At 31.2% G+C, this 13,335-nt stretch carries 14 protein-coding genes; 6 read left to right on the forward strand and 8 right to left on the reverse strand.

Features of this window, described 5'->3' with window-relative positions; genetic code table 11:
• Nucleotides 1-563 precede the first annotated feature (563 nt).
• The 5 genes from PL77_RS13540 to PL77_RS13560 all read left to right on the forward strand — a co-directional run bounded on the left by PL77_RS13540 (nt 564) and on the right by PL77_RS13560 (nt 3,833).
• Nucleotides 564-1,610 (forward strand): DUF4852 domain-containing protein, encoded by a 1,047-nt coding sequence (locus tag PL77_RS13540; protein WP_044206130.1) that lies wholly within the window; start codon nt 564-566, stop codon nt 1,608-1,610.
• 183 nt (nt 1,611-1,793) lie between these two features.
• Complete coding sequence (yidD, locus tag PL77_RS13545; protein ID WP_082026529.1) at nt 1,794-2,117, forward strand: membrane protein insertion efficiency factor YidD; 324 nt, start codon at nt 1,794-1,796, stop codon at nt 2,115-2,117.
• An 18-nt stretch (nt 2,118-2,135) separates the two neighbouring features.
• Entirely contained in the window at nt 2,136-2,324 is a 189-nt protein-coding gene (locus PL77_RS13550; RefSeq protein WP_044206133.1) for a hypothetical protein, read from the forward strand.
• Nucleotides 2,325-2,659: 335 nt separating this feature from the next.
• Nucleotides 2,660-3,226, forward strand: a complete 567-nt coding sequence (locus PL77_RS30555) for a helix-turn-helix transcriptional regulator (protein ID WP_052444394.1) — start codon at nt 2,660-2,662, stop codon at nt 3,224-3,226.
• 112 nt (nt 3,227-3,338) lie between these two features.
• Nucleotides 3,339-3,833: a hypothetical protein gene (locus PL77_RS13560; protein ID WP_044206135.1), complete on the forward strand. Its 495-nt coding sequence runs from the start codon at nt 3,339-3,341 to the stop codon at nt 3,831-3,833.
• 108 nt (nt 3,834-3,941) lie between these two features.
• Here the strand turns inward: PL77_RS13560 and PL77_RS13565 are convergent, their stop codons facing one another.
• The 8 genes from PL77_RS13565 to metG form a co-directional block, all read right to left on the reverse strand.
• Nucleotides 3,942-5,132 (reverse strand): DUF418 domain-containing protein, encoded by a 1,191-nt coding sequence (locus PL77_RS13565; protein WP_044206138.1) that lies wholly within the window; start codon nt 5,130-5,132, stop codon nt 3,942-3,944.
• A gap of 183 nt (nt 5,133-5,315) precedes the next feature.
• Complete coding sequence (locus tag PL77_RS13570) at nt 5,316-6,482, reverse strand: hypothetical protein (RefSeq protein ID WP_044206140.1); 1,167 nt, start codon at nt 6,480-6,482, stop codon at nt 5,316-5,318.
• Nucleotides 6,483-6,536: 54 nt separating this feature from the next.
• Nucleotides 6,537-6,899, reverse strand: a complete 363-nt coding sequence (locus PL77_RS13575) for a hypothetical protein (protein ID WP_044206143.1) — start codon at nt 6,897-6,899, stop codon at nt 6,537-6,539.
• Nucleotides 6,900-7,140: 241 nt separating this feature from the next.
• Entirely contained in the window at nt 7,141-7,881 is a 741-nt protein-coding gene (locus PL77_RS13580) for a hypothetical protein (protein WP_044206145.1), read from the reverse strand.
• A gap of 79 nt (nt 7,882-7,960) precedes the next feature.
• Entirely contained in the window at nt 7,961-8,647 is a 687-nt protein-coding gene (locus PL77_RS32295) for a LuxR C-terminal-related transcriptional regulator (protein ID WP_044206148.1), read from the reverse strand.
• Nucleotides 8,648-9,046: 399 nt separating this feature from the next.
• Nucleotides 9,047-9,709 (reverse strand): hypothetical protein, encoded by a 663-nt coding sequence (locus PL77_RS13590; protein WP_044206151.1) that lies wholly within the window; start codon nt 9,707-9,709, stop codon nt 9,047-9,049.
• 5 nt (nt 9,710-9,714) lie between these two features.
• On the reverse strand, nt 9,715-9,933 hold the full coding sequence (locus PL77_RS13595) for a hypothetical protein (RefSeq protein ID WP_044206154.1): 219 nt from the start codon (nt 9,931-9,933) through the stop codon (nt 9,715-9,717).
• A 69-nt stretch (nt 9,934-10,002) separates the two neighbouring features.
• The gene (gene metG / locus PL77_RS13600) at nt 10,003-12,066 is read right to left on the reverse strand and encodes a methionine--tRNA ligase (RefSeq protein ID WP_044206157.1); all 2,064 of its coding nucleotides are present in this window, start codon (nt 12,064-12,066) and stop codon (nt 10,003-10,005) included.
• A gap of 355 nt (nt 12,067-12,421) precedes the next feature.
• On the opposite strand from metG, the gene PL77_RS13605 reads away from it, so the two are divergent.
• Nucleotides 12,422-13,159 (forward strand): cyclopropane-fatty-acyl-phospholipid synthase family protein, encoded by a 738-nt coding sequence (locus PL77_RS13605; protein ID WP_044206161.1) that lies wholly within the window; start codon nt 12,422-12,424, stop codon nt 13,157-13,159.
• Nucleotides 13,160-13,335: the final 176 nt, after the last annotated feature.

The raw sequence follows: 13,335 nt of genomic DNA on the forward strand, positions 1-13,335 counted from the left end.
TATCATAATTCATTTTATGGTAGCTTTTTTATTACCCAAGCAATTTTTTCTTAATTGAAGCCAAAAATGACCATAATCAGCTATTTTTTAACAACTTACACCTTTATACATTTGTAAAGTAAGCTATTGTAATTGAATTATTAATGGATTTCATATTCAAATATTGTGTATTCTATCTATTAATAATTTAGAGGTATATTGATTCTACTTGTGCACTTAATGATTACTAATCATAGAATTTGTATACCCACATTAGTTTAAAATAAAATGTTTTTATTTAAATATTTTTTATCAATGAAAACTATAATCAAACTTTTCTATTACTACTAACTTCCACACTTATCATTGGATGTGGTCCATCATGCTATCAATGTGAATTGGATTCTGCTTCTACTGCAGGTATACAAATTCCAAAAACAACATTTTGCGAAGATCAAGCAAGTAGCGAAAAAATAAAAATGGCTAAGTCAGCTTGTTCTCAAGCAGGTGGTAAGTGGAAAAAACAATAGTCACATGTATAATTGGTTACAGTGAAAACTGTTGCCTTTTTAAAATCAAATAACATGAAAATATTTTTATCACTCTTATTACTATTATTAGGAGTAAACTCATTTGCTCAAAAAATCAAAAAAATTGAAGATGCTTCGGTTACTCTCTCATCTGGAAAAGAAATAAAAGTAGGAGATACTTTTTACTTTACTGAATATCCAAAAAGTAAAGCAAAATATGATTATGCTTTCGATGACAAAAAAGTAAGTTATAAAATGAGTAATCTTTATATAACTGAAACAAATAAACCTGCTTATGCAGGAAAGCCATTAAAAATAAAAGCATTTTTTAAAAAAGAAGAAGTTATATACTTCTCTTGTTGGCCATCTATTTTACCGTCTTATGTTGAAATTGAAAACGCTCTTGACGCTGGTGAAATTAGATTTGAAAATGAGCTAGACAAAATTCAAGCACCTGAAATTACTTCTACTTTTTTATCTGATAGTTTGATGTTTATGGAATATATACTACGCGAACCAGAAGTAACAGAGAATATGGCCAAAGAGTTTTTTGTGCGTTTCAATAGAGACAAATATAACTTCATTCGAGATGATGAATTCAAATACCATAAAGCTATTGCTCAATTTAAGAAAGAAGTAAAAGCAATGACTCCAAAGAGTCTCGAATATTATACAATTATGTCGAATACTTTTGGAAGATATGACTTTGATAAAGAAGGATTTCATTTTATAAATAAAAATTCAACTGGACTTACTTCAAGTTCATATAGCTCTGAAGGGCATAAATTAATACAGAATGATATGAATAAGGAGGGAGTAAAATTTACAAATATTGAAGTAAAATTTACCAACCAAGATGATTTCAATTTCTTACCGTTGAGTGGAGACGCTGCTCAACTTTTTATTGCAGGTAGAAAAGATAATCTTGGAAATATAAATCGAAAAATTTATTTCGTAACTCATTTCAATGTAATAGAAATGGATACAAAAGGTGAGAAAAAATACTTCATCGCAGAAATAAACAAAATTGATGTTTACCAAGATTTCTTTGGAAGGCAACTTTCTAAATATATGGGTACCATTGTAAAACCTACTAACTAATAATTAAAAGTATTCATTGGAGCTACTATTAACCAAATAGTAGCTCTTAGATTTTGGGAACTAAGTATCAAATGGTATAAATTCTTAGAAAGAAAATTAATTACTATAAAGTATGATATTAAGAACCATATCAATTGACTACTAATAGTTATTCTTCTTATTAAAAATATATAAGGATACTTTATGAATAAAATTATTATTAATGCTCCTGATGAAGATCAACCAATAGTTTACAGAGCTATATTCAAACACACTCCAGAGGATATTGAAATACATTCTCAAACAATTCCCAAAAAACCATTTTGGCTTTTTTGTGTAGTGAAATCAATTCGTTTTTATCAGAAATATTTATCTGAAAGATTAGGGAATCGGTGTGTATATAACCCAAGTTGTTCAAGGTATTCGGAAATGGCTTTTAGAAAAAAGGGATTCTATAAAGGACTTATTCTTACAATTGATAGACTAAAGAGGTGTCAACCTCAAAATGGAGGAAATGATTTTTTATAATTTAAACTAAATTTTATTATGCAATACAAAGTTGAGGAAATTGGTGCTAGATTTTCGGATAAAGGTGTAACTGCTTTAGCTGATAGGTTTACAGCTAATGCTAATGATGGTTATAAATTTCATTCTGTAATTTCTGTTACCAAAACAGGATGTTTAGGTATTGGTGTTAGTGGTGTTACTTACCTAGCGGTTTATATTAAAGAATAATGCTTTCATATGCGATCCTTAAAAATAATAAATGTAGAATAAGGATCGTATATCTAATCATTTTTGTCATATTTTAAAACCTGTCTACGTCCTCATTATAAACACCTTTTAGATACAAAAAAAAGAAATAAAGTTAGAAAATGACTAGATGTAGTTATTGATATTAATTTGAAATTTAATCAGATTTGTTTAAACAAAAAGGTGTACAATTATTAAAATATGATAATAACATAATTCACTTCATTACTATTTATGGATAGTTAATTACAGTATAAAGAGTGTTTAATGAATTTTAATATTTTTAGTAGTGGCTTTACTATTTTTACCGATTTATCATGCAAACAAAATTATCAACTCTTTTATGGAATAGAAGTAATAATTTAAATTTTAATAGGTTAGTTGAAATATCTGTGAAATGTGTTTTCGATATTATTGGAAATTATGAAGAACATGATTTAAAAATTAATACTAACGAATTAGAATTTATCGATTTCATTCAATCTAACAAAGAACATTACTCTTATATTAGTGAATTAGAATTAGCTAAAACTGGAAAGAAAACGTTCTTATTTCATTTGCTTAAAAAAGAAGATTTTATATTATCCAAATGCTTACTTATTGATAATTCATTTTCGATATTTATCAATAAAACTGTACAAGATCAATACTTCATCGAGGAAAATTTCAGTAAATTCAATACTCTTTCAAAAAGAGAAAGTAGCATTTTAGAATTTATTTGCGAAGGAAAAACAAATAATGAAATAAGTGTTGTTCTAAGTATTAGTAAGTACACTGTCGAAAATCACCGGAAGAGTATAATAAAGAAATTGGATACGAACTACCTTTATCCATTTCATATCTTTTTTCACCTTGAAAAAGAAAACACTATAATCTATAAATAATTTTAGCTTTTCTAAAATGAGTTACATCTGAAACTAAAATATGGTATTAAACATTCAAAGTAGAAGGAAATCACTAACAAACTAATTATGTTCTTAATCAAAATATATTAATATGGATTTATTTGACAGATCTGGTAGAAAAGTTGGAAGTGTTAATGAATATGGCGGCGGTGGAGGTGGTATTGTTTTAATTATTTTGATCATAGGTTGGATGATATTATGGTTTGATAGATTAGATAATTATGCTGAAAAATTATTTCTTAAGTGGGAATCATGGGCTACACCTTATTATGAAGTTACTGCTATTTACGTTTTTTGTTGGGGTTATCTATCTAATATTACAAATAATATTATTCAATTCATTTTAAATTTAACTCCATATCCTAATTTAAATGAAGTACTTAGTTGGGTTTTTATTTTTTTAATTGGATTAATGTTTCTAATAGGGTATATCAAAACTGGAAAAAAAGGAATTAAATGGTCTTTATTTATTATATCATTACCATTAATAGGAGGAATGAGCTATCTAACCGGAGTTTTCATTTTAGATATCATTATATCTCTGTATGAATGGTGTCTTTGGCTTTTCGAAACAAACCCTTCATAATAGTATATAAATAAATTGGATCCGAATTCCCTCTATTCATTTCATATTTCCTTTCAATTAGAAAGTAAAAACGCTACATCACCCAAGATAATATAGCGTTTTAATGTATTATTTCAGCCAAGTCAACTTATGCCATAACATTTCAAAAGGGCCTTGTTTGTAATGCTTCAACCAAAGTTGACACATTCTTATTTGAGCAATCAAAAAGATAAAACCAATTAACAAACTAAAAGCCACTCCGCATGTATCTGCCAAATGAAATCCGTATCCAAAATATAAAATACCTCCAATAATTGACTGTACGATATAGTTTGTCATACTCATCTTGCCATAGGTTTGTAAAGGTCTACAAAGTCTTTTTACTGTATCTGACTTATAAATTAGGATAATGAAAGAGATCCATATCAGTGTAAAACTAAACTTCCACCACATATCAAAAGCAGTTCCTATTGTTCTTTTGATAACTTCAGTTTGATCTCCTCCCATAAAGTGCACTTTAAGGAAATACAATGGAATCATTACTGCAAATGAAACGGCCAATACATTTTTCCATTTATTGTAATGTTCAGATTTAAATGCTCCTACTTTTCCTAACCAGAAACCAAATATAAATAAGCCCATAGTTTGAATAGCCCTACCACATTCTATAGCCCAGAGTAATGAAAACTGTTGTCCATAAGTGATATTTCCCCATAGCGTTTCTAAGAAGTTTCCTTCTTTGATAATGTCCATAGACGCCTTCCATGGTGCTGCAAACATTCTCACTGCAGGTGTATATTCAGGATTAAAAATAGAGTAGACGTAATGTAATAAATCAGTGGGTTGTAATAAGAAAAAGAAAGCTCCAAAAAGTAATGCCTTATTACTCCATTTTCTGACAAAGAATAAAATGACACCCGTCAAAGCATAAAGCATTAATACTTCTCCAGGAAAGAAAGTGGCATTAATCAATGCAAAAAAGGTAAGAGTAAAGAGACGCCATAAGTATCGAGGTCCAAAGTCTTTTCCTGCTTTCGTCTGTTTGTTATTCATCAAATAAAAAGTGAACCCAAACAAAATAGCAAAGATTGAATATGTCTTCCCTCCAAAAAGAAAAAAAGTAAGATTAAACACTCCTGTATTAAGTGTATTTAACCAATCTGGATTTAATGCTTTATCAGGATAATGGTAATAGTTGAAATGCTCAATATTATGAATTAACATAATTGCCGCTACAGCATATCCTCTCAAGACATCAATTACATCAATCCTTGATGTAGAAGCTTTGGAGAAAGGTTGGTTTGTTAAAATAGGTTCCATAAAGATTTAGTCATAAAATTGTCGTTTTTCAAAAGTAAAAAATACACTAATAAATATTGATGATATAGGTTAATGCAAAAAAATACCCCAGCTATCAAAAATGATAACCGGGGTAAATCAATAGGTCAAGATCTTATACAAGATCCACCATCACTAACATAAACATCAACCTTACTTTTCTTTTTAATAGCTTAATTCATCAATCGTAAAGCTTACTTCTTCTCTGTTCTCAGACCATCCAATTCTTACGATGAAATTGCAATTTAGCCTTACTCCATCTGCCCAAGTAGTATGTACTGTATAAGCTTTATGAGTAGTTACATATTGTTCCCACGAATCAGCAATCTTATCTCCTTTTGTATCTCTTATGGATTTATCAGTAAACATAGATACCTTCACTATATTTTTATTCTCATCTTTTAGATAAATAGACATATGAATTTCATCTGTAGAAGATGACGCAGAAAAAGTAGGATTAATCTCTTCAACAAAAATTTCATCATTCTTATTTAATCCTGTTACTCCGTAAGCCCATACTTGATGCGAGTCATCTTCTCTTCTTGCTACTGATGTACCACTTACTGCACCTGAAAAAGGATCAATAACTAAATCTTTTACTCCATCAACAATTTCTACAACTGGTGAAGTGGGTTCAGTAATTGGTTTGGTGATAGGTATTCCATCAAATCCAGGATCGATAATGATACTACCATCAGTAGTAAAGTTGACAGAGTAAGTATACTGTTTGTCTGCTTTTGCATTTTCTAATTCTACCCCTGCATAACCTCTCACTGTATTGATGACAATATTATGTGATTCATTGGCTTGAACATAAGCATAGAAGTTTGGATATTTCTCATCACTGTCTGGCAAAAGTTCAAAATCACCAATTCTTGATTCAGTAACTTCATCTTCTGCACCATCTACCAAGACATATGCAAATTGTTTATTTTGCATACGAACAGTCACTGATTCGGTAACATTTGTTCCTTGAGCTTCACCAATTAAATAATACTTTTCTGATACTGTTTCATATGAATTAATATGTGAAATAGTGATAGAGAAATCCCCAACTACATTATCAACAACTACTGTAGTATCAAGTAAAGAAAATTCTTCAGTAGAGTATTTCTCTCCATTTTCATCTTTTACAAGAATAGAATAACCATGATACTCTAATCCCTCTTGTGGATCTCTATCACTCTTTGTCATTGGAGTAATTTGTTCTTCAATGACAGGTCTAATTGTGATGACACGACCTTCTTTTACAGGTTCTTCAATTGAATCATTCTTTTCGTTACATGAAAAGAATAAGAATAACGATAAGATTGGTAGTAAAACTTTTTTCATTTTAATATTTACTTTAATAATTAGAAACAATGTTACTTTTTAATTTAAAATTTTTTATCTCAAAAATTTAGCTCTGGCAATAGTCCCTTTAGACTCTTTATTGACTTCACTCAACCAGATTTTTGCTTGATCATCTGTTGAAAGGCAATCATTTTTATGAATAAAGTTGACCGAACCAGAGTTGTACAGGTCAAATACAGCTACTGCTCCACAATACTGTACTAAGACATATCTTGTTTTATTTTGATATTGATCTCTAAAAGATAGGTCAGGATCAATTCTTGAAAGAATGCCCATTTTATCTAAATATGCCTCTACTCTTCCATCAAAAAGATTGATGTTTTTTGGTTCTGTTTCTTCAGAGAATGAAACAAATGAGATAGTGATTAATACGATAGATAATAAAAGATTTTTCATTTTCGATCTATTTTTAGTTGATTGATTTTCATGATACAGTACAAATATACGACGAAAAAGAAACAATGTTACTTTTATAGAGTTAATAGATATTATGTAACCATTTTAGCTCGTGTTACAGAAATGGGAAACTGACCATCAGATAAAAAAAATGGACATTCTCTATTATAAGAGGTGTCCATTTTTAATATCAATTGGGCATATTTTTTAAGTTCCTTTTTAATAATTTGGAGTGATAAAATTAAATTTTAGAGCCTTCAAAAGTTCCTTCATCACCCTGCCCGTTTGACCAAGTTCCAAGTATGGAACCATTATCTAAATCAATCGTTCCTGAAGAGTTGATTTGCATCTCTTTTCCATCACTAGTATAAATTGATATTGAGGTAAAAGTGCCGTCCTCATTAATTTTTGCATCAAAACGTTCGTAATCTTCAGCAGATGAATATTTTCCATACATTACACCTTTCTTTATTTTGAAATACCAATCTGTAATGACTTCTTCTGATGATGTGTAAGAATTTCCATAATATTCACCATCGAACAAGTCGATTGTATCTTCAAATTTTAAACCTTCTAAACTTCCAGAATGCCCATTTTGATTTGACCAAGTACCTGACATCGTACCACTTTTTAATGAAACTGATGCTTTAATAGTAATAGTCAACATTTCTAGTTGTCGCATATTGGAGTCATCAAATTCAGAAACAGCATTAATAACTCCATTTTCATCAATCCCTCCTTCATATTGTTGGTATTGATCGTCTAAATCAAATTTGCCAAACAATACACCATCTTCAACTTTAATAAACCAGTCAGTCATTATTAGGTTGTCACTATCATAAGTATAACCATGATATTCACCGTTGAATGCTGCTATTTTTTCATTTTTCTCTTCTTCTAAAGTTTCTTCTTTGTCTTCACATGCCACAAACAGAATGATCACTAATAGGTAAAGAACATAGGGTATTTTACAGTCTCTCATAATTACATGCTTTAATGATTATGAAAACAAAATTGATTAAATCATAAGAAAGAATAAATACCCAACATTGGGTAGATTATTAGCTTATGGTAAAATCTATAGTCGACTTAATATTGACCTTCTTCTTAATATTTTTCCAATGGGTTCTTACTGTATTGATAGAAATATTCATTAATTCAGCAATTTCCTTAGGTGTTTTACCTTGGTGTTTCAATTCAATGATCTCCCTTTCTCTTTTCGTAAGTGCCTTCATTTCTTTATGAGATTGAAATTGCTCATTTTGGACAACACTCTTGGTAGACTCAACCTCTTTAGAAGATCTCCACTGATCCAACCAATTTCTTGCTTCTTTTTCATCACAAAAAAATCGCGGCATTTTTTCAATAATCAATGATTTATCTGTTTTACCATCGGTCAAGCTGTAAAGCTGGAGTAGGTTATATTCTTTCTGCCCTAATACAAGTGCGACGGGGTAATTTTGATTACAATCCAATGGATAAAAATTGTCTGCAAGAATAGTATTGATGATTGGCTTATTCATGTTTTCTTCTAACCATTCTATCAATTCGCTATCCATATTAATGGTGAGTTTCTGCTGTAACCAAAGGGCTTGTTTGCTTTTAAAAGTCAAAGCTATTTCTGTATATTCTGCTATATCTTTTTTAAAAAGCTCAACAGTAGGTGGCGAATCAATCCAATTTAAAATGCACCTTTCGTATTGAGGTTCATAATAGATTTCTAAATAGTTGCTTGAGTAAAGTAGCATTAGTTTTTCTTAAGATTAGTTTGTTTTAAGATAGGTGTTTCGAATTACAAAATAGATGATCATTCACAACTTAACTTCTTGACTTCCATTATCTAATCTACTTTTAATGCAGAATTTTCTTTGTATTATTATAAAAAAGGCTCTTACAAATAATACTATTTGTAAGAGCCAAATCAACTAATAGTTTGCAAGGTGTTTTATAGCTGATTGTTATTCGTCATTTATTTTGCTGCATCAAACTTGCCTCAAGTAATTATGAAATAACGTGGGTAAAGAATTTTATAACTACTACTATCTTTATTTTCGTTTGTATAATACAAATATACGACAAAAAAGAAACATTGTTACTTTTAAAGGTTAATAGATATTATGTAACCATTATTTACAATGTTACCCAGATCAATTATTGATAAGTTTTTCTCTGATTTTTTTGATATGATGAAACTGAGGACATCTTTCCAAGAGTAAATCTAACTGCTTCACATAAGCTTCAATGAGATCATAATTATCTCTGTTTCTTTCATAAAGATGTTGACCTACCAACCAATGTACCCTTTCTGCAATCGACATATTTTGTCCATTGGTTTGATAGTGCTGAGGTTGTAGATTGGATAATCTCCAACTACGAATAAAAGCTAGAAAATTAGGTAAGTATTGATTGAAGTGCATCACCAATTCCAATATCTGATAAAAAGGTTTTGGTTTCTCTTTTTGTGGATGAAAGGAGAGGGGAGCAAATAAAAGTAAAAGCTGATCTGCCAATTCATATTTTTCCTGCTCCAGTAATAATCTTAACTCATCATAAAATGACAAGCAAGCACAGTATTGCAATCGATCAGCTTCTGTTGGAATGTATTCGACAAAAGCGGAATAAAGTTCTAAAAACTGTTCGTGTTCATTTTCCTGTTGCGCTACCTTAAGCATATCATAAAGTACCCATGCCATAGCAGCATGAATTTCTTCATCATTAGGTGACAATTCCAAAAGTCCTCTAGCTGTAATAAAAGCCTCTTGGTATTTTCCTTCTTCCCTTAAAGTATAAATTTCACGAACTGAATACATAGTACTTATTTTCCGAATTTACCGTTCCTTCTATTACGGTCTCTTTTAGCAGCTTGTTTTGACATAAATACTCTTAATACTAATAGTAATGTTGTCAAACCTGCCAATTGAAGGTTTTCCATATATTCTTCACCTCTATCATAGGCATAATAGGCAAGAATAAATAATGAAACTGAAGTAATGGCAAAAATGATATTGACGATGTTTCCGAATCCTTTGCTCATAAGTTTAGTAGTTAATAGTGAGAAAGCCCACGACTAGGTGAAATCGTGGGCTTTATTTATGATTTATAATTAACGAATAATACCTCCTTCCGCAATCTGCGAAGTTGGAGATACAAACGATAATGTTCCGTCTTTGTCTTCAGCCATCAAGATCATACCTTGAGATTCAATACCTCTGATTTTTCTTGGTGCTAAATTCACTAAAATAGAAACCTGCTTTCCGATGATATCTTCTGGAGCAAAAAACTCAGCAATACCACTTACTACTGTTCTCTTGTCAATACCCGTATCTACAGTCAATTTCAAAAGCTTTTTCGCCTTTTTCATTTTTTCTGCTTCAACGATAGTACCTACACGAATATCCATTTTCTGGAAATCATCAAAAGTAGTTTCGTCTTTTTGAGGTTCAACAGGAGCCTGAGAGATTTTTGTTTTCTCTAATTTCTCAATTTGAGCTTCAATCACTTTATCATCAACTTTGCTGAACAATAATTCAGCTGGAGCCAAACGATCATAAGCAGTAATCAACTCAGGATTTCCTACTTGGTTCCAATCCAATGATTCCATACCCAACATATTTTGGATTTTCTTCGCCGTATTTGGTAAGAATGGATCAATAGTGATAGCTAAGTTGGCAGCAATCTGTAAAGACATATTTAAAATTGTCTTCACTAACTCTGGATCTTGCTTAAACAATTTCCAAGGTTCTGTATCTGCTAAATATTTATTTCCTAAACGAGCTAACTTCATCGCTTCTGTCAAAGCTTCTTTGAATTTATATTGCTCGATTAATTTTTCAACACGAAGAGGAATCGCTTTCATCTCCTTCACAATACCTTCTTCCATAGGAGTGAACTCACCTGCTACAGGTACTTCTCCTTTGAAATATTTGTGAGTAAGTACAACCGCTCTGTTGATAAAGTTACCTAAAATGGCAACTAGCTCATTATTCACACGTTCTTGGTAATCTTTCCATGTGAATTCAGAATCTTTATTTTCAGGAGCAATTGATGTTAATACATAACGTAACTCGTCCTCACGGTTAGGTAGGTCTTCTAAATACTCATGCAACCAAACCGCCCAATTACGAGATGTTGATAACTTCGCACCTTCAAGGTTTAAGAATTCATTAGCAGGGACGTTGTCCGGTAAAATGAACTCACCATGAGATTTTAATAAGATAGGGAAAATCAAACAGTGGAATACGATATTATCCTTACCAATAAAGTGAACTAATTTCGTATCTGCTTTCTTCCAATAGTCCTCCCAGTTTTTACCTTGAGAAGCCGCCCAATCTTTTGTTGCTGAAATATATCCAATAGGAGCATCCAACCACACATATAAAACTTTTCCGTCTGCACCTTCTACTGGTACCTTAACTCCCCAATCTAGATCCCTAGTCATAGCTCTAGGCTGTAAACCTTGATCCAACCATGATCTACACTGACCTAAAACAGAGTTTTTCCACTCAGAAGGAGTATGATGTTCTCTACCTTCTAAAGTACCTTCGTTGATCCACTCACGCAACCAATCCTCATGCTGATTCATTGGTAAGTACCAGTGACGTGTTGTTTTTAAAACTGGAGTATTCCCTGTAATCTGAGATTTAGGGTCGATCAAATCAGTAGGACTTAAAGAAGATCCACATTTTTCACATTGATCACCGTAAGCTGCATCATGACCACACTTAGGACAAGTACCAACAATATATCTATCAGCTAAGAATTGTTTTGCTTCCTCATCATAGTACTGAGAAGACTCTCTCAATTCAAACTCTCCTTTATCATTTAGAGTCTTGAAAAAATCTTGAGCTGTTTCGTGGTGAACGGGAGCAGAAGTTCTATGAAATAAATCAAAAGCAATTCCGAACTTCTTAAATGTATCACCAATTTGTTTATTGTATTTATCAATGATGTCCTGAGGTGTAATTCCCTCTTTCTGTGCACGAATAGTAATCGCAGCACCGTGTTCATCACTACCACAAATAAACGCTACATCTTTTCCCTTTTGACGTAATGATCTTACATAAATATCAGCAGGTAAATATGCACCTGCGATATGTCCAATGTGTAAAGGCCCGTTTGCATACGGCAATGCCGCTGTTACAGTGTATCTATTGTAATGCTTTGACATGGATTGTCTTTAAATTTCTATGCTTTTAAAATGACTAGGCACTCAATTTTTATTACTCAAGTCGATGCAAAGATAAACATTTTGCACTTCTAAATCATCTCCTATTAATACTGATTTACAGATGATTTAAGTATTGGAAATTGAAGTTATTCACACTTTATACTTCTAATTGTTGATAACTCAACGAAAATCATGAATTTTCAATAAAAAAGGTGGAATTTTCAAAAACTTATGAACAGTAATCAAAATTGGTTTGATCCCTAAAAATGAAAATTATACTTTCGGGTATAATTTTCTCAAAACAGCACAAAGGTAATAGTTGTTTACTATAGAAAAATAAAAACTAGTGAATAAAATGCAAAAGGGAGAAGAATGGTTTGATCAATGGTTTAATACACCTTATTATCACATTCTATATCAGAACAGAGATTTTAATGAAGCAGAACAGTTTATGTGTGCACTGTCTGATCATTTGGGAATCTCCAAAAACGACAAAGTACTTGATCTAGCTTGTGGAAAAGGCAGACATTCCATTTTTCTAAACAAACAAGGCTTCGATGTGGAAGGAATTGATCTTTCTACAGAAAGTATTCAACATGCACATCAATTTGAAAATGACAGATTGAAGTTTAATGTGCATGATATGCGTGAACTCTATAAAGAACAGGAATATAACTTTGTTCTTAACTTATTCACAAGTTTTGGCTATTTCGAAACAGAAGAGGAAGACCTTTCTGCTTTACAAATGATTGCCCATAGCTTAAAAGAAGGAGGTGTTTTAGTACTTGATTACTTTAATACCTATAAAGTAATCAGCAATCTTCCAGAAAAAACAGTAATTGAGCGTCCAGAACTCTCTTTTAATGTGCATAAGTTTCTCAATAATCGTCATGTGATGAAGCAAATTGAGTTTACAGATAAAGGAAAGCATTACATATTCACAGAAAGAGTGGAGGCTTTAAGAAAATCAGACTTTTTAGGCCTATTTGAAAAGGTAAACCTAAAAGTTATCAACATTTTTGGGGATTATAAGCTAAATTCTTTTGATAAAGAGACATCTGACCGTATGATTTTCGTGGTTCAAAAGAGTTAATCACATAATTATATAATTTCAAGATATAAAAAAGGGATATTCTTCATTGAGTATCCCTTTTTTTGTTGATATCATTTACTTTTTTAGCTCTAAAAGTAAATATTTATCCACAAAAAAGAGAAAGTTATTCACAAAACACCTGTTTCAATGTGGATAACTTTCTCTTTTTAGGGAAT

It is taken from the genome of Flammeovirga sp. OC4, from assembly GCF_000812565.1.
Lineage (GTDB): Bacteria > Bacteroidota > Bacteroidia > Cytophagales > Flammeovirgaceae > Flammeovirga.